The following is a 22,377-nucleotide window of genomic DNA, read 5'->3' on the forward strand; positions in this document are numbered from 1 at the left end:
TTTCATATATCTTCCATTGAAATTTTTAAAAAGGTTATTTCCCATGCCAACCTTGGTTGAATATTTGTTCTTAAATAAAATTTTAAATTTTCAAGCTTTTTTACTAGATCAATATTTTTTGTATTTCTCCACCAAATAATTTGAATAAAATTGACTAAGCAAATCTGTTGATAAATTTCTAATTTTTCATATATTAATTTAGATACTTCTAAAATTTCTAGACTATTTTTTATTGGAAAAATTAATTTATTTGTAATTTCACTTGGTAATTCATTCCAAATTTCAATATTTTTCAATAATTGCCCTGGAGATCCATTTGCAGAGTTTATTACATCTTCGAATTTCAATTTTGTATTAATGTTAAATTGAGAAGGATCTAAATAATCTTTGAAAAGAGAGTTTATTTGTTTACTAGAAAAGGATCGAAACCTGACTAATTGACATCTTGATATGATCGTATCTAAGAGAAGATTTAATTTTGATGTTAATAAAATAAAAATGCCATTGTTGGGTTCTTCTAGTATTTTTAAAAGGCAATTTGAGGCTGCTTCGTTTAGAAGGTGGGCATCAATAATTAAAACAATTTTTTTGTCTGAGTTTATTGATTTTTGACCAAGAAAAGTTTTGATATTACGTATTTGAGCAATCTTAATAATCTCAGATCCACTTTTTGTTGTTTTTTCAAGATCGGAACTTTTTGACCTTTTAGATTCCAAAATCGAATTAGGTTCGATAATGAGAAAATCCGGATGGTTATTGTTTGTAATTCTTTCTTCAATATTTCCGACTGGAGAAGATTGCTTGAAAATCTCTTTTATAAATTGAAGAGCAGTTTGTTGTTTCCCTACTCCTTCAGCACCATTAAATATGTAACCATTAGCAAATGATTTATTTCTAATTATGCTTTTAAGATATGTATTAACTTCTTCATTAAAGAATAATTTTTTTTTTACCTCAATCATTTGTCATTAGAAAAATTGTTTAATAGAGTCTCTTTAATTTGATTAGAAATAGTTTTAATATTTTGTGAGGCAGATATTACTTTCCATTTTTTTTCTCTGGCAATTAGTTTGAAGCCTTCATTTACTTTTTCTAAAAATCTGATACCTTCTGATTCTATTCTATCTGGAATTTCATTTTTTCTTCGCATGATACTCTCTTCTGGAGAAATTTCTAAGAAGAAAGTTAGGTCAGGATATTCTCCTTGACAAACAATCGATTCAACTTTTTTAATTATTTCTAAATTTATTTTTCTTCCATAACCTTGATAAGCCAGGGTAGAATCGGAAAATCTATCACTAATTACCCAATCATTGTTATTTAAAGCAGGAGAAATAATTTTTGAAATATGTTCAGCTCTATCAGCTGAATAAAGTAATAATTCCGCAAGCGATGAAGGCTTGTTAGTTTTATTGTTATCAAGAATTAGTCCTCTAAGTTTTTTACCTAACAGGCTGCCTCCTGGTTCTCTTGTTGTGATTAATTTAGACCCTTTTTTTATTAGACCACTTTTAGGAAGCCATTTAGATAGTTCATTTATTTGGGTAGTCTTACCACATCCATCAATACCTTCAATAACAATAAATTTGCCTTTCATTTAATCCAAAGATAAAGCATTAATGACAACTGTAATAGAGCTTGTAGCCATTAATAATGCTGCTATTGAGGGAGTAAGAAGAATGTCATATTTAGGAAACAAAATACCTGCGGCTATTGGGATCGCTAGTAAGTTGTAACCAAAAGCCCATATTAGATTCTGCTTTATTTTTCTCATAGTTTTTTTTGCAAGATTTAATGAGTATGGTAATCCATTAAGTTGATCTCCCATTAATACTATATCTGCATTTGCCTTCGCTATTTGAGTTCCTGATCCTACTGCAATTCCTAAGTCAGAGGATGCTAAGGCTGGGACATCATTAATTCCATCACCAACCATAGCCACTTTATTATCGATTTTTAAATTTTCTATAGTTTTAAGTTTCATATGAGGAAGAAGGTTCCATTTTACTTCCGTTTCTTTAAAACCAATTTTTTTTGCTAAAGCTAAAACTGTTTGTTTTCTATCTCCACTTAAAATATTAATTTTAAATTTGTTTTGTCTCAAATTTTGAACTGTTTTTATTGAATCCTCTCTGAGTAAATCTCCTAATAAGATAAATCCTAGTAACTTATCTTTTATACTGACTCCAATAATTGTATGCGTTTGTGTTTCTTCATTTTCAATGACTTTTTTTGCATTATTATCAATAACTATCCCTTTGCTTAGTAGCCATTCAATATTTCCAATATTGATCAGTCCTTCAACTGACTCAAGTTCTCCAGATATACCTCTCCCTGAATGAGTTAATATTTTTTTTATTGGAAATAAACTTAAATTTTGTTTTTGGGCCTCTTGAATTAAGGCATTTGCGATTGGATGTCTGCTTTCCTTTTCTAAACTGGCAGCAATTCTTAATAAGTATGTATGATCGTTATTATTTTTATAATCAACGATGAAAAGCTTACCTTTTGTTAATGTACCAGTCTTATCAAAAATAATATGATTAATTTTTGAAGCCATCTCTATTTTGTCACCTCCTTTGAATAAAACCCCTTTTTTTGCGGCTTTACCTGATGCGACAGTGATTACTGTTGGTGTGGCTAAACCTAATGCACAAGGACAAGCTATTACTAAAACAGCAATTGACAATTGAATTGCTAAACTCAGGAAATTCTCAGCATTACTACCAAGAGAACTATGAAGTGTGTGGCTTGAATTTGTTAATAATTGATGATGATTGTGACTTAATAAATCAGGCCAAATGTGTTTTGCCCCCTTCCACCAAAAAAAGAAACTTAAAGTGGCAAATATAAGTACAAAGTAAGTAAATTTTCCTGCAATTTTGTCAGCAATTCTTTGAATTGGAGGTTTATTAGCGTTTACAGACTCAATAAGACTTACTAGTTGTGCAAGAGAAGAATCCCCGCCGACCTTCTGTACTTTTAGTCTAAGAGTTGAATTAAGATTTAAAGACCCACTGGATAACTTTTCACCTTCTTTTACTTCGATAGGTTTGGATTCTCCAGTAATATGTGAAACATCAACATATGAATTACCCTGAGTAACAATGCAGTCAGCAGGGACTCTGTCACCTGCTAAAATTTGAATCTCTTGATCAGGCTTTAAAGCATTGACTCTTATTGACTTTATTTGATTATCTTTTGTGTAGATATTTGCCATTTCAGGTTGAAGATCTAATAACTCTCCAATTGATGAACCAGTTTGATATCTAGCTCTTTCTTCTAAGAAACGCCCAATCAATATAAAACCTAAAAGCATAACTGGTTCATTAAAAAAACAAGGAAAACCACTAGCAGGGAATATTAAGGATAGAAGACTTGTTATATAAGCGCTAGTTACTCCAAGAGCTACTAAAGAATCCATATCCGGACGATTCTTTATAAATGATTTAAATCCATTAATAATTATTCTTCTTCCTGGAAATAATAAAGCTATTGTTGCTAATGAGGCATGAAAAAATATATTACCTAATATTGGAAAATTTATATATTTTCCTTCTGCCAGATGACCTAAACCTGAAAATAGTAAAAGTAATAGAGCAAAAGTTAGCTTTTGCCATTGATTATTCCATTTCTTTTTTTTTGATAATTCTTCTTTATTTATTTTTTTTGAAAAATCATTTATGTAAATCTTTGATGGGAAACCATTCTCTTTAAGTTTTTCGAGAACTGTTTCTATTTCTATATGTTTATAGCTAATTTCAAAATATGCACTTTCAGTGAGTAAGTTAACAGAAACATTTTCAATACCATCAGAATTATTTAATATTGTTTCAACAGTACTAACGCAACCACCGCACTTCATTCCTGTAATGCTTAATTGAATGCTCTCCTTTCTTATCACAATAGAAGCAAATTAATTCTTGGTTTCATTTGTAATTATAATAAAAAATGTAATAGACTTTTTAAATAGTTATTTTAAATTACTATAATAATTTTATTGATTTAAAGCAGTGCCTAGTAATCAAAACAGAGACAATTTTATTGATAAAGCTTTTACTGTAATTGCTGAATCAATAGTTAAAATAATGCCTATTGAAGAGAAAGAAAAAAAGGCTTACATCTACTATAGAGATGGGCTGGCAGCCCAAAATAATGGAGATTATTCCGAAGCATTAGAGTATTACAAAGAGAGTTTACTACTTGAAGAAAATAAAATAGATAGGGGTGAGACTCTTAAAAATATGGCAATTATATTTATGAGTAATGGTGAAGAGGATTTGTCTATAGAAACTTATGAAAAAGCATTGGTAGAAAATCCTAAACAGCCATCATGCCTAAAAAACATAGGTTTAATTTATGAAAAAAGAGGGAGAAATGCTGAACAAAATGGTGATTTAGATCAGAGAGATATATGGTTTGATAAAGCTGCTGAAGTTTGGACTAAAGCAGTAAAATTATATCCTGGGGGGTATCTTGATATTGAGAATTGGCTGAAAAACTCAGGAAGAAGTTCAATTGATATGTATCTCTAATATTTTTACTCTGATAAAGAATATTCAACTGCTTCTTTAATATTCGAAATCTCTTTGATATTGATTAAATTTTGAAAATTATTTAGATCCTCCTCTAATTTTGGCACTACGATATTTTTGATTCCTAGTCTTGCAGCCTCTTCTATCTTTGTTCGAAGGTTATTCGATTTTCTAACTTGACCGCTCAAACCCAATTCTCCAATAAATGAGCTATTGGCCAAAGGAGGAATATTTTTTAAACTTGATAAAATTGATATGGCTACACCTAAGTCAGATGAAGGATCATTAATTTCAAAACCACCCCCAGTAGCTACATAACAATCAAATTCAGATAATTTAATGCCGACGTGTTTTTCAATAACAGCTAGAATTTGATGTAATCTGTTAATGCTAATTCCAGTTGTGGTTCGTCTTGGGTTACTGTAGAAAGTTTTATTTACCAGTGCTTGTATATCAACTGCAAATGGTCTAGTACCTTCTTTTGTAATCGTGGTTGTCACACCTGCAATATTCTCTTTATTTGTAAAGATTGAACTTGGGTTTTTTACCTCCCGTAAGCCTTTTTCAAGCATTTCAAAAATTCCAATTTCAAAGGTAGATCCAAATCGATTTTTTATACTTCTTAGTAATCTATGAGAGGAAATATTATCTCCTTCAAAGTTTATTACTGCATCAACTAAATGCTCTAGAGTTTTTGGACCAGCTAAAGTCCCATCTTTGGTGACATGACCAATTATTAGAAGTGCAATATTATTTTGTTTAGCGAGATTCTGTAATTCAGATGAACATTCTCTAACTTGAGAAACTGATCCTGGCGAACTTTCCATCTCATGATTATGGATGGCTTGAATACTATCGATAATTGCGAAACTTGGATTTACACGTTTTATCTCTTTAATTATTAGAGATAAATTGGTTTCTGCAAAAATTTTTAAATCTATACTATTTTGATTTAATCTTTCCCATCTGATTTTTACTTGTTCTAAAGATTCCTCGGCAGTTACGTATAAAACTTTCTCGTTGAGAGATATTTTTCCTGCTGATTGAAGAACTATTGTGCTTTTACCTATCCCTGGCTCTCCTCCAAGTAACACAACAGATCCAGGGACTATCCCGCCTCCAAGAACTCGATCAAACTCATTAAAACCACTTGTAAATCTTGATATTTTTTTAGATGAAATTTCATTAAATGGTATAGCTTTTTGACTATTATTTACACCTTGATGCTTAGATCTCTTGCTTTTAATTTCTTCAACAATGGAATTCCATGAGTTGCAATTAAGGCATTTCCCAAAGTATTGAGAAGTTTCAGTTCCGCAATTTTGACAAATAAAAGTTGACAATTTGCTAGACATTTAGTTTTTAAAAAAGTACATGGAACTAGAATGTTTGGGATATTGCCCCTCTACAAGTTAGATTAGGTTAATAACAAATTCTCATACTGATTAGCTAATAGAAACAAATGGCTGGATCTAGTCAAACTAAAGAAACAATCCTTGTCGCAGATGATGAGGCAAGTATTAGAAGAATTCTGGAGACGCGTCTCTCCATGATTGGCTACAAAGTTGTAACTGCAAGTGATGGTAAAGAAGCACTAAAGTTATTTAAAGATTATGAGCCTGATCTAGTAGTACTAGACGTCATGATGCCAAAGTTAGACGGTTATGGAGTGTGTCAAGAATTAAGGAAAGATTCTGATGTTCCAATTGTTATGTTAACTGCATTAGGAGATGTTGCAGATAGGATAACAGGTTTAGAATTAGGAGCTGATGACTATGTAGTTAAACCATTTAGTCCCAAGGAATTAGAAGCTAGAATTAGGTGTGTTCTTAGAAGAATTGACAAGGATCAAATTCCTGGGATGCCTAATTCAGGTTTGATTTTGGTTACTGATATAAAAATTGATACCAATAGAAGACAAGTTTTTAAAAGCGATGAGAGAATTAGATTAACTGGGATGGAATTTAGTCTCCTAGAGCTTTTGGTAAGTAGGTCAGGAGAACCATTTAGTAGAGGAGAGATTTTAAAAGAGGTTTGGGGATATACACCTGAGAGGCATGTAGATACAAGAGTAGTCGATGTTCATATATCGAGATTAAGGTCAAAACTGGAGGCCGATCCGGCCAATCCTGAATTGATACTAACAGCAAGAGGCACAGGATATCTTTTTCAAAGGATTGTCGATATTGCTCCTTTTGATGGTAAATAAATGGGAAAAGAAACTTTACCTAAAAATAATAAGTCCAGAGCTATCAGAAGATTGGTTATTTGGTATAAAAGAAACTCGGCTGTAACTTCTATAGTTGATACTGCTGCTAGTTCTGCAGTAACTGCTGGTAATGTAGCGGGCAACGTTGTTTCTGGTGCTGGATCTGTCGTAAGCACAGCTGGTAATGTTGCTAGCAATGTTGCAGGCAATGTTGCAGGCAATGTAGTTTCAAGCGCTGAGTCTGTTGTAAATACTGCTAGCAGTGTAGTTTCAAATGCTAGTACATTAGCTAAAAATACACTACAGCCATTAGTTTTTGACCCATTAAAAAGATTACAAAATAGCGATAATAACTTAGATAAGTTGGACGACTCGCAATCTAATAGAATTTGGATTGCAGTTGATGGTATGGGTGGGGATTATGCTCCTGGGCCAATTCTTGAGGGTTGTCTTGAAGCAATAAGCAGATTTCCGATAAATATAAAGTTTGTTGGCAACATTGAAAAAGTTAAAAATGCAGCAGAAAAAATTGGTTTAGTAGAATTACTTGAAAAAGAAATAGAAAATAATCGTCTTGAATTAATTGATAGTGGAGATCCTATAGGAATGAATGAAGAAGCTACTGCAGTCAGAAAAAGGAAAAACGCAAGTATAAATGTTGCAATGGATTTAGTAAGAAACAATAAAGCACAAGCTGTTTACTCAGCTGGTAATTCAGGAGCAATGATGGCTTCTGCGATATTTAGAGTTGGGAGATTAAAAGGGATCGATAGACCTGCTATAGGCGCATTATTTCCCACAAGGGATCAAACTCGCCCTGTCTTAGTGTTAGATGTTGGTGCAAATACCGATTGTAAACCCTCTTATCTTCATCAGTTTGCTCTTCTAGGTAATATTTATGCAAAAGATGTCTTGCAAGTAAAACAACCAAGAATTGGCCTCTTAAATATTGGAGAAGAAGAATGTAAAGGTAATGATTTATCCCTTAAAACATTCGAACTATTATCTGCTGAAAAAAATTTTGATTTTGGAGGTAATTGTGAAGGTCGAGATGTATTGTCAGGGAGTTTTGATGTGGTGGTCTGTGATGGGTTTACCGGTAATATATTATTAAAGTTTCTTGAGTCTGTAGGTGGCGTTTTATTAGACATTTTGAGATCTGAGCTGCCAAGAGGAAGGCGTGGGAAAGTTGGTTCAGCTTTTTTAAGAAGTAATCTACTCAGAATAAAGAAAAGGTTGGATCATGCTGAACATGGCGGTGCCTTATTACTTGGGGTAAATGGTATTTGTGTGATCGGCCATGGTAGCAGTAAGTCTTTATCAGTCGTTAGCGCTCTTCGCTTAGCTCACTCGGCAGTGAATCATAACGTGATGGAAAATTTAAATCAACTTCAAAAGCTTCAAGTTTTAAATTCATAAAACATATTTTGTCAAATTTTATGTTTGACTTATATAAGTAACTAAAAAAACTCTTTTGGAAGGAATAAAGTTTAATCAGATTGGAGTCTCATTTAAAGGTAGTGGAAGTTATGTACCCGATCAAATACTAACCAATGAAACAATTAGTCAAAAAGTAGATACTAGTGATGAATGGATAAAATCTAGAACTGGCATTTCTGAGAGGAGAATTTCTGGCTTAGGAGATAATGTCAATGATATGGCTTATGAGGCGGCACTATCAGCGATTGAAATGACTAATTGGGATATTAAAACGATTGATTTAATTGTCTTAGCTACTTCTACACCTCATGATTTATTTGGTTCAGCGCCATCTATACAAGCTAAATTGGGTGCCCATAATGCTGTAGCTTTCGATTTAACTGCAGCATGTAGTGGTTTTTTATTCGCCTTAATAACAGCCTCACAATTTTTAAAAGGAGGTAGTTTTAAGAGAGCTATTGTTATAGGAGCGGATCAATTATCAAGCTTTGTTGATTGGAATGATAGAAGAAGTTGTATTCTATTTGGAGACGGTGCGGGTGCATTGGCAATTGAAGCCACAAATGAATTTGATAATTTCCTTGGTTTTGATATGAGAACAGATGGGGAAAGAGGTTCTTTCCTAAATCTTCCATCAAAAAATAATAAGGATTTAATAATTGATAACATTGATTTTTTAAATGGGGGTTTTTCTCCAATTCAGATGAATGGTCAGGAAGTCTATAAATTTGCGGTTAGAGAAGTTCCGATAATTCTTGATAATTTGTTTAGAAAAACGAATTATACTTCTGACGAAGTTGATTGGCTCATACTGCATCAAGCTAATCAAAGAATATTGGATTCTGTAGGAGACAGATTAAAAATTCCTAGAGAAAAAATTCTTAGCAATTTAGCAAAATATGGCAATACCTCAGCAGCAACAATTCCACTAGTGATGGATGAGGCTATTAGAAATAATAGAATTAAACAAAATGATATTATTGCCACAAGTGGTTTTGGTGCTGGGCTAAGTTGGGGTGCAGCCCTCATTAAATGGGGTTAAAACAAAATTAGGAAAATTATGACAGTTGCATGGGTATTCCCTGGACAAGGTTCGCAAAAAATTGGGATGGCAAAACAAATTGAAAATTTGCCTAACACAAAGGAGAGGTTTAGATTCGCGTCTGAGATATTTGATAGAAATTTATTTGAAATTTGTGAGTTGAATTCTGAACCAATTAATTCCCTTAATGATTTAAATAACACAATAAATACACAAATTTGTCTTTTTTTAGTTGAATCGATTTTATTAGATGCACTAAAGGAAAATGGTTATAAACCAAATTATGTTGCTGGGCATAGTCTAGGAGAAATCACGGCACTCTATTGTGCAGATGTTTTTTCATTCGAAGATTGTGTATCACTAATAAAAGTAAGATCTCAATTAATGGTTAATACTGGGAAAGGATCTATGGCAGCATTAATTGGTTTTGATAGAGATCAACTTGATTTATTAGTAAATCAAATTGATGATGTTGTAATAGCTAATGATAATAGTTCCTCCCAAGTTGTCTTATCAGGATCTTATGAAGCATTAGATTATTTGTCTAAAGAAATTTCTTGTAAACGATTCCTCAAATTAAATGTTTCAGGTGCATTTCACTCACCATTCATGAATGATCCTTCAGCAAAATTTGCTGAGTATTTAAAAAAGATTGAATTTAAAAATCCTTCTTTTCCAGTCATAAGTAACTATAAACCTTCATTTTGTAGCGATCCAAACGAGCTTAAAATAAGATTGGAAAATCAAATGTGTAATGGGGTAAGGTGGCGAGAAACTATGGATTTAATGGCGAAAGATAGTGATCTTCATATTGTTGAAATTGGCCCCTCCAATGTACTTAGCGGTTTAGGAAAAAGACATTTGAAGGGTGTAAAAATTTCTCAAATTTCATCTTCTGATCAAATAACATATTAATTCCTATGAAAAATGATTTTTTTCAAAAATTAACCTATCAATTAGTTAGTAATTTATTTGTGTTACCTATTTATAAATTTGTATTTCGCGGTCATTTAATAGGTGAAGAAAATATTCCGCAAAAAGATTCTTTTATAATGGTCTCTAATCATGGCTCTTTACTAGATCCTCCTTTGTTAGGTCATGCTCTTGGACGTAATATATCTTTTATGGCCAAATCGGAGCTTTTTGAGATTCCTTTTCTTGGCTTTGTTATTAAGGCTTGTGGAGCATATCCTGTAAAGAGGGGAATTGCTGATAAAAATACAATTAAAACAGCATGTAAGAAATTATCAAATAATAATTGTATCGGAATTTTTATTGATGGTACTCGTCAAAAAAATGGACGAGTTAATAAACCAAAACAAGGTGCTGCATTATTAGCCTTTAAAAATCAAAAATTATTATTGCCTGTTGCGATAGTTAATTCACATAGATTAGTGAGATTTAAATTCTGCATTCCCTTCTTTTCAAAAATAGTTATTAAGGTGGGAAAACCTTTTCAACCTCCGCAAAGCTTATCAAGGGATGATTTAAATTCTGTAACCATGGATCTTCAAGAAAATATTAATAATTTGATTGGATAAATATCTAGTTAATGGGAGAAATTGGGTAAAGTGGTAAAACTTTTTGCCATGAATTTAAATTAGAATTTGATAAATTTTTATTTGATAAATCTAGTAATTCTTCTAAATCCTCTTTATCCTTAAAATTAGCCTCAAAAAAAAGTTCTTTACTCTCCAATTCTTTAACAACTTTTGGTAACACTATTTCTCGAATTATAAGACCTCCATTTTTTTGTTCCTTATTAAAAATCTCATACTTACCTGCAATAAATCCCTGTCGTTTTAATTTTTTGTAAATCCAGAATGATTGTTTTTTTTTAAAAATATCATTTTTTAATGCAATTCTTTTTGCCATTATTTCAAATGAACTAAAACTGTCTAGAGGACAATTTATTTGTTGTGAGATAGTTCTTGCTAAAACTACAATAAGTCTTGAAGCATTGAAATTTGCTGGCCCTGTACTTACAGAAAGCTTATTTACTTTTTGTAAATTTTCGCGGGAGATAAATTTATTAAAATCAACAATCAAGTTGTTAGATAAGTCTTTATCAAATTTTTTTATAAATAATTTATTAGATTCAATATTATTGTTTGCTCTAAATCCAAATCCAAAGGAATTGTCTGTGCTATGTATCACTAATGTAGTGAAGTTTTGCCTTCCTTGGGGGTTAAGTGTCATGTATTACCTTTAAACAGGTAATTCCAAGCCTGGATTACATTTAGACCATTTACCAAATTCTTTTATAAAACTTTCACAAGTTTGCACATCCCAATCTGTTTTATAAGCACCATTCTTATCTTTAACTATACTGACATGAATGAATGGTTTTTTTGCTTTAAAATCAGGCATAACGCAAATATTATCAACACCATGCTTATTTTCAACGTCATGATATGTGATACATCTATCAACCCATTTACAGTTGATGCAAATGCACATAATTAATAAATAAAATGAAGGGTAATAACGTTCTTACTGATCATACACTAATCATTGATGAATTAGAAAGAAGTATAAAATTTTATAATTGGCATTTTATCTTATCTTTTCTACCTAAAGGATCATTTTTAGTTGGTGGTTACATAAGGGATATTATTTTGGGAAGATTAACTGAAGATGTAGATGTTGATATTGTGGTACCCCTAAATGCTATTGAAATTGGGAAAAAAATTTCAGACAATTTCGAGTCTAAATTTATAATTTTAGATAAGAAAAGAGAAGTGGTAAGGGTTATTCTTGATCATATTTCAATTGATATTGCTAATCAGATTTCCTCCACGATCGAAGGAGATTTGAGTAGTAGGGACTTCTCGATTAATTCAATTGCTTTTTTATTTGATAATAAATGTTTGTTTGATCCATTTAATGGTCTAAAAGATCTAGAATCTTCCTTGCTGAGAACTCATTCAGAAAAAAATTTAATGAATGATCCTTTACGAATATTAAGATGTTTTCGATTTGTTTCTGAATTTAATTTTAAAATTGATCAAGATTTAATAACTTATATAAAAAAAAATAAAGGGAAATTATATTTTGTTGCCAAAGAAAGGATTAATTATGAAATTCAGAAGATAGTAACTGGGGCAAATGCTTTAGAGGCGATAATTTTAGTAAAAAATTTTAATATTTTTGGATCGGATAATTTATACAAAGATTCATTTTTTTTGGATTTACAGAATATTAATTATGAAGAACTTAATCAGTATGAAAAGAAGAATTTTTTACCATTTTTTTTTATTACCCAAATTTTAGATGAAGTATCTTTAAGTAAATATAAATTTAGTAGAGCTGAAATTGTAAGAACAAAGTTATTGCGAAAATGGCACGTTTTTTTAAAGAAAAAAAATATCACTCAGTTAAATGAATTAGATAGATTTGCATTACATCAAGAATTAGAAATGTTTCTTCCATCTTTTATTTTTTATTTACCTCAAAAATTACGTTTCGATTGGCTCAATAGGTGGCGGGACAAGGATGATAGATTATTTCATCCTTCAAATTTAATTAATGGTGATGTAATCAAAAAAAATTTAAAAATAAAGGATGGCCCTCTGTTAGGCAAGCTTTTACAATATCTTTCAAAGGAGCTTGCATATAAAAGATTGAATAATTTTGATGAAGCTATTTATAAAGCAAAGCAATGGATTGAACAAAATGCGCCAAAATGTGATTAAATACACATAGCTTAGTTTTGTTTAGAAGTTCAGACTTCAAAAATCATTTTTAAAAATTTATGAGTATTCGAATTTACATTGGCAATTTACCACAAGGATTTAATCAAAAAGAATTTGATAACCTTTTAAAATCAGTTTCTGATTCGATTAGATTTAAAGCAGTTTTAGATAAGGAAACCAAGGAATGCAGGGGATTTGGTTTTGCGACAGCAAGTAATGAAGAAAATGCTGATTTAATAATTCAGAAATTAAACGGTTTTGAATTTAATGGTTCCAAATTAAGAGTAGAGTTATCAGAAAAAAAAGATTCTCTTTCAAAAAAAAGAAATAGTGGAAATTTTAACAAGAATAAGAAGAAGAAAGATTTTAAGAAAATTGTTCATAGTGACGCCCCTAACCTTGAAGCACCTGATCCAAGATGGGCTGGAGAACTGTCTAAATTAAAAGATTTATTAGCTAATCAGAAGACACCTGCTTAGTTATTTAATTCGAGAAATTAAAAAAGATATTGGTATCTCAAAGGCTTTAACTGAATTCTTTACAAAAGCTCTATTATTAAAGACATCATAGTCTAACCTTTCAATTGAATCTAATATTCCTCTGTAAAGACGTAACGATGTCCAAACTGGCCATCTTGCGTCAGAGGAGAGCCACTTAATCCCTTCTTCAGATTTATGAAACCAATCGCGAGCCCTACTTAATTGAAACTTCATCAATGCTTTCCATTGTTTATTTATTTCGCCGTTTAAAAGTTTTTCTTCAGAATAATTAAATTTTTCAATATCTGCTTGTGGGAGATAAATTCTACCTCGTTCTCTGTCTTCTCCTACATCTCTCAATATATTAGTTAATTGGTTGGCTATTCCTAAAGCTATAGCTGCTTCTGAGGGGTCAGGCTTAGAACTCCATGGTGCGGATGTATAAGCTTTATCAATGCCCATGACATTCTGAGTCATTAAACCAACAGTCCCTGCCACTCTATAACAATAGAGTTTTAATTCATCAAAATCTTTGTATCTGAATTTATTAAGATCCATCCTCTGACCTTCTATCATGTCTAGGTAGGGTTGAATACTTTGTGGATATTTTTCGATGGTATCTAATAGAACTGAATCTAGTTCAGATTTAATATTCCCTTTGAATACATTCTTTGTATTTTCTTCCCATGCATCTAAATTATCTGAAAGCTCATCTTGCGATTTAGTTGAAGCTTCTAAGCTATCCATTATTTCATCTGTTCTTCTGCACCATACATAAATAGCCCAAATAGCTTTTCTCTTTTCTACTGGTAGTAGAAGAGTTCCCAAGTAAAAGGTTTTAGCCCATTGTTGAGTTTCTTTACGGCATATTTCATATGCTTGATCTAGTTGAGAAATTGAATTTTTCAAAAAGTTTTAGCTGAATTTAGAAATTTTTTTAATGTTTTTAAGAAACATTTTTGGGTTTTTTGGAATACTCTTTATTAATTGACTCCGCGCATAATTTACCACTTAAAACAGCTCCTTCCATAGAAGCTAAATATTTTTGCATTGTATAATCACCAGCTAAAAAGAAATTTTTAATGGGAGATTTTTGACTAGGTCTAAACTCTTGACATCCAGGAACTGCCTTATAAACAGATCTTGGAGTTTTGACTACTTTATATTTTCTTAATTTTGTCTTTTCATCGCCCATGAAATGCGTTGGGAATAATTTTTTTAGTTCTTCCATAGTTGCATCAACAATATCTTGATCACTTCTATTTATCCAATCTTTTGCTGGTGCGAAAACTAATTCAAGCATTGATCTATTTGGATCTTCATATTCTTTACATGTAATGCTCATATCCGCATAAACACTGAGAAGTGGTGATCTGCTAAATAGCAAATGGTCAATATCTGTTAATTTTTTGTCAAACCATAAATGAATATTAATAACTGGCACACCATTTAAACCATCTAATTTAGAAAAAACATCTAGCCCCTTCCATTGTTCAGGTATCATTAATTTAAAAAGATCTACTGGCATTGCACTAACATAAGCGTCCGCAGTTAACTCTTTCTTTTCGTTTTCATTTAAAGAAGCAATAGTAAAACTTTTAACAGTGCTATCTTCATTTAGGTTGATTTGCCTTAATGGGCTATTCATGTGAACTTCTCCACCACGAGCGGTTATATAGTCGACCATTGGTTGGCAAAGTCTTTCTGGAGGAGCTCCGTCAAGAAATGCCATTTTCGAACCATTTTTTTCTTGTAAAAATCTGTTTAGTGCTGTTAATAAAACTGTAGATGATATTTCATCTGGCCCAATGAAATTTAAAGCTTTACTCATGGCTATAAAAACTTCGTCATTAACTCTTTCAGGAATATTATGTTCTTTGAGCCAATCAGTCCATGATTTGCTATCACATTTATCTAGATACTTTTGACCTCTTAACATTGCAGGTACTAAACCCAATCCAAAAAGTATCTTTTCATTCCATGAAAGCATATCATTATTACTTAATATTGCTGAAACTCCATTTACGGGAGCTGGTATATCTGGAAAGTCAAATCTACTGTAAGTTCCTGGCTCAGATGGTTGATTGAAAATCATTGAATGGCTTTTCCATTGAAGTCTATCTTCAATATCTAATTCCTTGAAAAGTTGCAACATATTAGGGTAAGCTCCAAAGAATATATGCAAACCAGTTTCATACCAGTCTCCATCATCATCTTTCCAAGCAGCGACTTTCCCCCCTAGAACATCTCTAGCTTCTAACACAATTGGAATGTGACCATTATCAACTAGATATTTAGCGCAAGATAAACCTGCTAAACCAGCACCAGCAATTACAACACGCATTATTAAATTAATAAATAAATTAACACTTACTAATAAGCTACATTAAAGTTAGGACATTATAGTTTTTTTCGTTGATTATTTCGCAAAATTATGGAAAAAATGCTTTTAAAATCAACTACTCGACATGTAAGAATTTTTACTGCTGAAGTTGTTGACAATGAATTACAGTTTCATCCAAACAAACTGACTCTTGATTTAGATCCCGATAACGAGTTTATTTGGAATGAAGATTCTTTAAACGAAATAAATAAGAAGTTTAATGAATTAATTAAAGAGAGAGCAGGAAAAGATTTAGATGATTATGAACTTCGCAAAATAGGCTCAGAGATCGAAGGCTTAATTAAAATTTTGCTTCAAAATGGGCAATTAAGTTATAACCCAGATTGTAGAGTAATGAATTATTCCATGGGTTTACCAAAGACAAATGAAGTGCTGTGAATAGACCACCCTCAAATAGAAGGCCAAGGAGAGGCTCAAATAGAAGTTACTACTCTTCAAATCCAAGAGATATGAATCCTTATGGACAAAAAAATAGTCGATTGCCTGCTTCATCTCCTGAACAAAAGGTTAATTTTAGTACTGGAACCATTGCAGTTCTTGCGGGAGTATTAATTTTAGGAGTTGGCATTGGGAGCGCGATTACAAGTACAACAGATGGTGGACAGGGAAATATAGCTAGTCAACAACAATTAGATATGGCTGTTCCAGATCCTGAATTTTGCAGACAATGGGGTGCAAGCGCCTTCGTCATTGATGTTGAAATGTATACAACTTTGAATCCATCCACGAGTTTTGTGACTCAACCAGCTCTCCAGCCAGGTTGTGTGATTAGAAGAGAGAATTGGACAGTTTTACAAAAACAGGGAGCAATTAGTAATGAAGATGTAAGAGAATGTAAGCAAAGAATGAATACTTTTGCTTACATTGGATCTATAAGAGATAAGCCAATAGTTAAGTGCGTTTATCAGACTGATGTGAATGAAAATAAATTTATCATCAAAGGAGATGGACAAGCCGAAGATGGAGGAGTAGGAATCAATAAAGAAGCAATTCAGTTCTGATCAAAATTTATTTGCCTTAATGGACTTTTTAAACTAGCAAATTGTGGAAGAATATTTTTCTTAAAAACTTCTGATGCTCTTGATGTATATCTTGATGGATTAGTAATTAATTTCAGTTCTCTTTTAACCTCTAAGTCAGCAACAAATGCTTTATGGATTGTTCCAGCCGCTAATTCTCTTTCAATTGAAACAACAGGTAAAAACGAAGCTCCTAGACCTGATTGAACTGCATTCTTAATTGCTTCAAGAGAGTTAAGTTCCATCTCAATTTTTAATCGTTGAATATCAAGTCCAGAATCTTGAAGAAGTTTATCAACAACTTTTCTGGTTGTAGATTGAGAATCCAACGTTACAAAATTTAATTTATATAAATCTTCTTTTAAAAGTTCTTTTTTGTTAGAAAGTGGGTGTTTGGAATGTAAAACAAGTGCTAACTCATCTGTCGAATATGGAATTACTTGTAGTAAGTTTTCTAAATCTCCAGGTAATTGTCCTCCAATAATGGCTAAGTCAATTTGTCCATTGGCAACACTCCATCCAGTTCTTCTAGTACTATGCACCTGAAGTTGAACTGATACATCAGGATATTTTTGTCTGAATACTCCTATCATTCTTGGCATTAAATAAGTTCCTGTTGTTTGACTGGCTCCAATGACAAGAGTCCCACCTTTTAAACTATTTAAATCTTCGATAGCTTTACAAGCTTCGTCGCATTGATTCAAAATTCGTTCACAATATTCAAGTAGTAATCTTCCTGCTTCAGTTAAAAGAGCTTTTCTACCGCCTCTGTCGAAAATTGTAATTTCAAGTTGTTTTTCTAGATTTTGAATTTGTAAACTTACAGCAGGTTGGGTTACATATAAGAGATCTGCAGCTTTTTTAAAACTTCCTTGAGCTGCTATTGCTTTTAGTATTCTTAATTGATCGAGAGTAAATGGTAATTCGGGCATCCATTATGCCAACAATTATTTATAATTCTAATGCCTAGAAGTATTCTTGTTAAGAATTAAAATTATTTGAAAATTAAAATTTATGGAGATTCATGAAACTTCTTTAGTTATTTTATTATTGATTTTGATTTTTGCAGTCATTCATAGTGGTGGAGCTGCTTTAAGAATTAAGGCTGAATCTTTGATGGGACCAAGATTATGGAGGTTATGTTTTGTTTTTTTAAGTTTACCATCAGCCATTATCTTGATTAGTTATTTTTTGGCTCATAGATATGACGGAATTAGATTGTGGAATTTTCAAGGTAATAGTTTCGTTTTTATAATTGTCTGGTCTTTAACTGCAATAAGTTTTTTGTTTTTATATCCCGCCACTTACAATTTGCTGGAAATTCCATCGGTCTTAAAGCCTAAAGTGCGAATTTACGGAACCGGGATAATGAGAATCACAAGACACCCACAAGCATTTGGTCAGATAATTTGGTGTTTAGCACATACTTTATGGATTGGTTCATCATTCACATTAATAACTTCTATTGGCTTAATTTTGCATCATCTATTTGCCATCTGGCATGGGGATAAGAGATTAGCTAATAGATTTGGAGAAGAATTTGAAAAGTTTAAAAAAAATACATCTATAATACCCTTTCTGGCAATAATTGAAGGAAGGCAAGAATTTAAAATTAAAGAATTTTTTCGGTTATCTCAACTTGGTATATTAGTTGCAATAGGGGTACTATGGTGGTCCCATCAGTACATAAATATTGCTGTTAAAACATTTAATTCATCATTTTTGTCTGAATTTTTCAATTGACAGTTTAAAATCTAAAATATAAGTTTTTTAAAAATATGCCTCAAGCTTCAGAAATTGCCTGGTTAATTCCTGTTTTCCCACTTATTGGAGCAGTGCTTTCTGGTTTAGGACTTATAAGTATCAATAAGAAAATTAATAATTCTAGAGAAATAGTTTCTGTAGGTCTGATTTCTTTTGTTGGCATTTCTGCGGTAATTAGTTATAAAGCTCTGATTGAACAAGTGAATGGTTATCAATCTGTAGAAAAATTATTTGTATGGGCTAGTGCTGGCGATTTCACAATTCCGATGGGTTTTGTCCTTGACCCTTTGGGCAGTGTAATGCTTGCTCTAGTAACCACAATAACTTTGCTGGTTATGATTTACTCTCATGGTTATATGGCGCATGATAAAGGTTATGTCAGATTTTTTACATATTTAGCTCTTTTTAGTAGTTCAATGATGGGATTAATAATTAGTCCAAATTTGTTAGAAATTTACGTTTTTTGGGAATTAGTGGGAATGTGTTCATACTTATTGGTTGGTTTTTGGTACGACAGAGATGGTGCTGCCCACGCTGCACAAAAAGCATTCGTTGTTAATAGGGTGGGAGACTTTGGCTTATTACTAGGTATTCTTGGTCTATTTTGGGCAACTAATAGTTTTGATTTTAATGAAATAGCTATTGGAATTTCTCAATCAATATCTGACAATTCAATACCTATTTGGGCTGCTTTACTACTTTGTTTTTTGGTTTTTTTAGGTCCAATGGCCAAATCTGCACAGTTTCCTCTTCATGTATGGTTACCTGATGCAATGGAGGGGCCGACACCGATCTCTGCACTTATCCATGCAGCTACGATGGTTGCCGCAGGGATATTTCTAGTGGCGAGGCTGCAACCTTTGTATTCAATATTCCCCTATATTCAGTTTATTATTGCTTTAGTTGGTACCATTACTTGTTTTTTAGGCGCTTCTATAGCTTTGACCCAAATGGATTTAAAAAAGGGGTTAGCGTACAGTACTGTCTCCCAACTGGGTTATATGATGCTTGCGATGGGTTGTGGAGCTCCAGTAGCAGGAATATTCCATTTGGTTACTCATGCTTGCTTCAAGGCAATGTTATTTTTGGGATCCGGTTCTGTAATACATGCTATGGAAGAAGTCGTTGGTCATCAGCCTATATTGGCTCAAGATATGAGATTGATGGGCGGTCTAAGAAAAAAAATGCCATATACTTCCGCAACATTTCTAATAGGTTGTGTGGCAATTAGTGGTATTCCCCCATTGGCAGGTTTTTGGAGTAAAGACGAGATACTAGGAAATGCATTTATATCATTTCCAGCTTTTTGGTTTGTAGGGCTTTTAACAGCTGGCATGACTGCATTTTATATGTTTAGGCTTTATTTCTTGACATTTGAAGGAGATTTCAGAGGGGAGAATAAAGAATTACAAAAGGAGCTTTTAATCGCTTCCAACGTAAATTTAGATGAGGAAAATGTAGAAGAGCATGAAGAGCATGGCTCTATTCATGAGTCTCCCTGGTCAATGACATTTCCTTTGGTTTTTCTGGCTGTGCCATCTTTAATTATAGGTTTTATGGGACTTCCATGGGATAGTAAATTTGCAAATTTACTAGATCCTGAAGAAGCAGAGATTGCTGCAAAAACCTTCGAGATAAAAGAATTTATGCCTTTAGCGATAGCTTCAGTTCTTATTGCATCAGCTGGGATCGTTATTGCCTATCAGGCATATTTCTTGAAAAAAATTAATTTGTCAGTTTTATTTGCCAAGAAGTTTCCTTCTATTAATCAATTCTTGTCAAATAAATGGTATCTAGATGATATTAATGAAAAACTTTTTGTTAAGGGTAGTAGAAAACTTGCTAAAGAAGTTTTAGAAGTTGATTCTAAGGTTGTTGATGGCGTTGTTAATCTTACTGGACTCGTAACTTTAGGCAGTGGAGAAGGTTTAAAATATTTTGAGACTGGTAGAGCTCAATTTTACGCTCTTATTATTTTTGGAGGAGTTATTCTATTAGTTGCTATATTTGGTTTTCAATCTCCTCAAGTAACTTAATTACAATTGTGTGTCTTCACTGTCCATTGGGATGAAAAAATACAGATAATTTCTAGACTTTATTTAAGAGAAACTTCTTATTAAATTGAGTAATTATTATTTTACAAATTTTGCGACACAAATGTTGGGAACTTTGGGATCTGGATTCTCTAATTTTCCTTGGCTATCTGCCTCAATTTTGTTTCCAATTGGTAGTGCATTTGTTATACCTTTTTTCCCAGATAAAGGCGATGGGAAAGAGGTTAGATGGTTTGCATTATCTATTGCATTAACAACTTTTTTAATAACTGTAGGTTCATACATAAATGGCTTTGATATTAATAATGAAAATGTTCAACTGAAAGAAAATGTTAGTTGGCTCCCTGATTTAGGTCTTACTTGGTCTGTTGGTGCTGATGGTATTTCGATGCCGTTAATATTATTAACTAGTTTTATAACTGCTTTAGCAGTTCTAGCTGCATGGCCTGTCAAGTTCAAGCCAAAGTTATTTTTCTTTTTGATATTGGTCATGGATGGTGGGCAAATCGCTGTATTCGCAGTTCAAGATATGCTTTTATTCTTTCTAACTTGGGAACTTGAGTTAATTCCCGTTTATTTACTATTGGCTATATGGGGTGGCAAAAATAGACAATATGCAGCAACAAAATTCATTATTTATACAGCTGGAAGTTCTATATTTATCCTACTAGCAGCATTGGCAATGGGTTTCTACGGAACAGAAATTCCTAACTTTGAGTTTTCGCACTTGGCAGCTCAAGATTTTACTCAAAAATTCCAAATTCTTTGTTACGTTGGGCTTTTAATTGCATTTGGAGTAAAGCTACCAATAGTGCCTCTTCATACTTGGCTTCCAGACGCTCATGGAGAGGCTACAGCTCCTGTTCATATGCTGCTAGCTGGAATTTTATTAAAAATGGGAGGATATGCTCTTTTAAGATTTAATGCTCAATTATTACCCGCTGCTCATGCACAATTTGCTCCATTATTAATAGTTTTGGGAGTAGTAAATATAATTTATGCTGCATTAACTTCTTTTGCACAAAGAAATCTCAAAAGAAAAATTGCATACAGTTCTATAAGTCATATGGGTTTTGTTCTTATTGGAATAGGCAGTTTTAGTAGTCTTGGAACAAGCGGAGCAATGCTACAAATGGTTAGTCATGGATTAATTGGAGCTAGTTTATTTTTTCTTGTTGGAGCAACCTATGACAGAACAAAGACTCTTAAACTTGATGAAATGAGTGGTGTAGGACAAAAAATGAGAATAATGTTTGCCTTATGGACTGCTTGCTCCCTTGCTTCACTTGCTTTGCCAGGTATGAGTGGATTTGTTTCCGAATTAATGGTATTCACAGGATTTGTTACCGATGAAGTTTATACACTTCCGTTTAGGGTGATTATGGCCTCTTTAGCTGCTATAGGTGTAATACTTACTCCTATTTATCTACTTTCAATGTTACGAGAAATTTTCTTTGGTAAAGAAAATCCTAAATTAACCGAAGAACGTAAACTTATCGATGCAGAGCCCAGGGAAGTTTATATTATTGCTTGTTTACTTTTGCCGATAATTGGAATAGGTCTATACCCAAGATTAGTTACTGAAAGTTATCTTGCATCTATTAATAATTTAGTTGATAGAGATTTAACTGCTGTTAAAAGTGCTGTGAAAACAAATATTTTTTCAGGAACAAAAAAAAATGAGATCCTAAAAGCTCCAACAATATAATTTTTTAAATTAATTCAATATTGTTTGG

22 protein-coding genes are annotated in these 22,377 nt (G+C 32.4%); 13 read left to right on the plus strand and 9 right to left on the minus strand.

What is annotated here, in order from left to right:
* Positions 1–2: 2 nt before the first annotated feature.
* Genes PMT9312_RS00665 through PMT9312_RS00675 form a run of 3 tightly spaced genes read right to left on the minus strand, consistent with a single transcriptional unit; the run spans position 3 to position 3,904 of the window.
* On the minus strand, positions 3–962 hold the full coding sequence (locus PMT9312_RS00665; RefSeq protein ID WP_011375697.1) for a DNA polymerase III subunit delta': 960 nt from the start codon (positions 960–962) through the stop codon (positions 3–5).
* The gene (gene tmk, locus PMT9312_RS00670; RefSeq protein WP_011375698.1) at positions 959–1,597 is read right to left on the minus strand and encodes a dTMP kinase; all 639 of its coding nucleotides are present in this window, start codon (positions 1,595–1,597) and stop codon (positions 959–961) included. Before tmk ends, PMT9312_RS00665 begins: the two co-directional genes overlap by 4 nt.
* The gene (locus PMT9312_RS00675) at positions 1,598–3,904 is read right to left on the minus strand and encodes a heavy metal translocating P-type ATPase (RefSeq protein ID WP_011375699.1); all 2,307 of its coding nucleotides are present in this window, start codon (positions 3,902–3,904) and stop codon (positions 1,598–1,600) included.
* A gap of 109 nt (positions 3,905–4,013) precedes the next feature.
* Between PMT9312_RS00675 and PMT9312_RS00680 the strand changes: the two genes are divergently transcribed.
* Positions 4,014–4,535 (plus strand): photosystem I assembly protein Ycf3, encoded by a 522-nt coding sequence (locus PMT9312_RS00680; protein ID WP_011375700.1) that lies wholly within the window; start codon positions 4,014–4,016, stop codon positions 4,533–4,535.
* A 5-nt stretch (positions 4,536–4,540) separates the two neighbouring features.
* On the opposite strand, the gene radA is transcribed toward PMT9312_RS00680, so the two are convergent.
* On the minus strand, positions 4,541–5,890 hold the full coding sequence (gene radA, locus PMT9312_RS00685; protein ID WP_011375701.1) for a DNA repair protein RadA: 1,350 nt from the start codon (positions 5,888–5,890) through the stop codon (positions 4,541–4,543).
* A 107-nt stretch (positions 5,891–5,997) separates the two neighbouring features.
* Here radA and rpaB point away from each other — a divergent pair, with 107 nt between their 5' ends.
* Genes rpaB through PMT9312_RS00710 form a run of 5 tightly spaced genes read left to right on the plus strand, consistent with a single transcriptional unit; the run spans position 5,998 to position 10,767 of the window.
* Positions 5,998–6,744, plus strand: coding sequence for a response regulator transcription factor RpaB (rpaB, locus tag PMT9312_RS00690; protein ID WP_011375702.1), 747 nt, complete (start codon positions 5,998–6,000; stop codon positions 6,742–6,744).
* Positions 6,745–8,163, plus strand: coding sequence for a phosphate acyltransferase PlsX (gene plsX, locus PMT9312_RS00695; protein WP_011375703.1), 1,419 nt, complete (start codon positions 6,745–6,747; stop codon positions 8,161–8,163).
* Positions 8,164–8,218: 55 nt separating this feature from the next.
* Complete coding sequence (locus tag PMT9312_RS00700; RefSeq protein WP_011375704.1) at positions 8,219–9,226, plus strand: beta-ketoacyl-ACP synthase III; 1,008 nt, start codon at positions 8,219–8,221, stop codon at positions 9,224–9,226.
* An 18-nt stretch (positions 9,227–9,244) separates the two neighbouring features.
* On the plus strand, positions 9,245–10,141 hold the full coding sequence (gene fabD, locus PMT9312_RS00705) for an ACP S-malonyltransferase (RefSeq protein ID WP_011375705.1): 897 nt from the start codon (positions 9,245–9,247) through the stop codon (positions 10,139–10,141).
* 5 nt (positions 10,142–10,146) lie between these two features.
* Positions 10,147–10,767 carry a lysophospholipid acyltransferase family protein gene (locus PMT9312_RS00710; protein WP_011375706.1) on the plus strand — a complete coding sequence of 207 codons (621 nt, stop codon included), beginning with the start codon at positions 10,147–10,149 and terminating at the stop codon, positions 10,765–10,767.
* Between the two features lie 4 nt (positions 10,768–10,771).
* Here the strand turns inward: PMT9312_RS00710 and PMT9312_RS00715 are convergent, their stop codons facing one another.
* Both PMT9312_RS00715 and PMT9312_RS00720 read right to left on the minus strand, forming a co-directional pair.
* Entirely contained in the window at positions 10,772–11,425 is a 654-nt protein-coding gene (locus PMT9312_RS00715) for a hypothetical protein (RefSeq protein WP_011375707.1), read from the minus strand.
* A 9-nt stretch (positions 11,426–11,434) separates the two neighbouring features.
* A complete protein-coding gene (locus tag PMT9312_RS00720) occupies positions 11,435–11,686 on the minus strand; it encodes a Ycf34 family protein (protein WP_011375708.1) in 252 nt (83 codons plus the stop codon).
* A gap of 14 nt (positions 11,687–11,700) precedes the next feature.
* Between PMT9312_RS00720 and PMT9312_RS00725 the strand changes: the two genes are divergently transcribed.
* The gene (locus PMT9312_RS00725) at positions 11,701–12,921 is read left to right on the plus strand and encodes a CCA tRNA nucleotidyltransferase (RefSeq protein WP_011375709.1); all 1,221 of its coding nucleotides are present in this window, start codon (positions 11,701–11,703) and stop codon (positions 12,919–12,921) included.
* A gap of 59 nt (positions 12,922–12,980) precedes the next feature.
* Entirely contained in the window at positions 12,981–13,400 is a 420-nt protein-coding gene (locus PMT9312_RS00730; RefSeq protein ID WP_011375710.1) for an RNA recognition motif domain-containing protein, read from the plus strand.
* On the opposite strand, the gene PMT9312_RS00735 is transcribed toward PMT9312_RS00730, so the two are convergent.
* A complete protein-coding gene (locus PMT9312_RS00735; RefSeq protein ID WP_011375711.1) occupies positions 13,401–14,309 on the minus strand; it encodes a phytoene synthase in 909 nt (302 codons plus the stop codon).
* Between the two features lie 37 nt (positions 14,310–14,346).
* The gene (gene pds, locus PMT9312_RS00740) at positions 14,347–15,744 is read right to left on the minus strand and encodes a 15-cis-phytoene desaturase (protein ID WP_011375712.1); all 1,398 of its coding nucleotides are present in this window, start codon (positions 15,742–15,744) and stop codon (positions 14,347–14,349) included.
* A gap of 90 nt (positions 15,745–15,834) precedes the next feature.
* Between pds and ndhM the strand changes: the two genes are divergently transcribed.
* Both ndhM and PMT9312_RS00750 read left to right on the plus strand, forming a co-directional pair.
* Complete coding sequence (gene ndhM / locus PMT9312_RS00745) at positions 15,835–16,182, plus strand: NAD(P)H-quinone oxidoreductase subunit M (protein ID WP_011375713.1); 348 nt, start codon at positions 15,835–15,837, stop codon at positions 16,180–16,182.
* On the plus strand, positions 16,179–16,805 hold the full coding sequence (locus tag PMT9312_RS00750) for a DUF3172 domain-containing protein (RefSeq protein WP_036924422.1): 627 nt from the start codon (positions 16,179–16,181) through the stop codon (positions 16,803–16,805). Before ndhM ends, PMT9312_RS00750 begins: the two co-directional genes overlap by 4 nt.
* On the opposite strand, the gene PMT9312_RS00755 is transcribed toward PMT9312_RS00750, so the two are convergent.
* Positions 16,796–17,755: a LysR family transcriptional regulator gene (locus PMT9312_RS00755; RefSeq protein ID WP_011375715.1), complete on the minus strand. Its 960-nt coding sequence runs from the start codon at positions 17,753–17,755 to the stop codon at positions 16,796–16,798. The two genes, PMT9312_RS00750 and PMT9312_RS00755, sit on opposite strands and share 10 nt — an antisense overlap.
* An 82-nt stretch (positions 17,756–17,837) precedes the next feature.
* Here PMT9312_RS00755 and PMT9312_RS00760 point away from each other — a divergent pair, with 82 nt between their 5' ends.
* The 3 genes from PMT9312_RS00760 to PMT9312_RS00770 all read left to right on the plus strand — a co-directional run bounded on the left by PMT9312_RS00760 (position 17,838) and on the right by PMT9312_RS00770 (position 22,349).
* The gene (locus PMT9312_RS00760; RefSeq protein ID WP_011375716.1) at positions 17,838–18,566 is read left to right on the plus strand and encodes an NnrU family protein; all 729 of its coding nucleotides are present in this window, start codon (positions 17,838–17,840) and stop codon (positions 18,564–18,566) included.
* 35 nt (positions 18,567–18,601) lie between these two features.
* Positions 18,602–20,623, plus strand: coding sequence for an NAD(P)H-quinone oxidoreductase subunit 5 (locus PMT9312_RS00765; protein WP_011375717.1), 2,022 nt, complete (start codon positions 18,602–18,604; stop codon positions 20,621–20,623).
* 121 nt (positions 20,624–20,744) lie between these two features.
* Positions 20,745–22,349 carry an NAD(P)H-quinone oxidoreductase subunit 4 gene (locus tag PMT9312_RS00770; RefSeq protein WP_011375718.1) on the plus strand — a complete coding sequence of 535 codons (1,605 nt, stop codon included), beginning with the start codon at positions 20,745–20,747 and terminating at the stop codon, positions 22,347–22,349.
* Positions 22,350–22,377: the final 28 nt, after the last annotated feature.

Source organism: Prochlorococcus marinus str. MIT 9312 (genome assembly GCF_000012645.1).
Lineage (GTDB): Bacteria > Cyanobacteriota > Cyanobacteriia > PCC-6307 > Cyanobiaceae > Prochlorococcus_A > Prochlorococcus_A marinus_L.

Coding starts and splice junctions, on each gene's coding strand:
- PMT9312_RS00725 (WP_011375709.1), top strand. CDS start 11,701: ATGAAGGGTAATAACGTTCTTACTGATCATACACTAATCATTGATGAA.
- PMT9312_RS00710 (WP_011375706.1), top strand. CDS start 10,147: ATGAAAAATGATTTTTTTCAAAAATTAACCTATCAATTAGTTAGTAAT.
- fabD (WP_011375705.1), top strand. CDS start 9,245: ATGACAGTTGCATGGGTATTCCCTGGACAAGGTTCGCAAAAAATTGGG.
- PMT9312_RS00760 (WP_011375716.1), top strand. CDS start 17,838: ATGGAGATTCATGAAACTTCTTTAGTTATTTTATTATTGATTTTGATT.
- radA (WP_011375701.1), bottom strand. CDS start 5,890: ATGTCTAGCAAATTGTCAACTTTTATTTGTCAAAATTGCGGAACTGAA.
- PMT9312_RS00715 (WP_011375707.1), bottom strand. CDS start 11,425: ATGACACTTAACCCCCAAGGAAGGCAAAACTTCACTACATTAGTGATA.
- PMT9312_RS00730 (WP_011375710.1), top strand. CDS start 12,981: ATGAGTATTCGAATTTACATTGGCAATTTACCACAAGGATTTAATCAA.
- PMT9312_RS00770 (WP_011375718.1), top strand. CDS start 20,745: ATGTTGGGAACTTTGGGATCTGGATTCTCTAATTTTCCTTGGCTATCT.
- pds (WP_011375712.1), bottom strand. CDS start 15,744: ATGCGTGTTGTAATTGCTGGTGCTGGTTTAGCAGGTTTATCTTGCGCT.
- ndhM (WP_011375713.1), top strand. CDS start 15,835: ATGGAAAAAATGCTTTTAAAATCAACTACTCGACATGTAAGAATTTTT.
- PMT9312_RS00665 (WP_011375697.1), bottom strand. CDS start 962: ATGATTGAGGTAAAAAAAAAATTATTCTTTAATGAAGAAGTTAATACA.
- PMT9312_RS00720 (WP_011375708.1), bottom strand. CDS start 11,686: ATGTGCATTTGCATCAACTGTAAATGGGTTGATAGATGTATCACATAT.
- plsX (WP_011375703.1), top strand. CDS start 6,745: ATGGGAAAAGAAACTTTACCTAAAAATAATAAGTCCAGAGCTATCAGA.
- PMT9312_RS00755 (WP_011375715.1), bottom strand. CDS start 17,755: ATGCCCGAATTACCATTTACTCTCGATCAATTAAGAATACTAAAAGCA.
- tmk (WP_011375698.1), bottom strand. CDS start 1,597: ATGAAAGGCAAATTTATTGTTATTGAAGGTATTGATGGATGTGGTAAG.
- PMT9312_RS00765 (WP_011375717.1), top strand. CDS start 18,602: ATGCCTCAAGCTTCAGAAATTGCCTGGTTAATTCCTGTTTTCCCACTT.
- rpaB (WP_011375702.1), top strand. CDS start 5,998: ATGGCTGGATCTAGTCAAACTAAAGAAACAATCCTTGTCGCAGATGAT.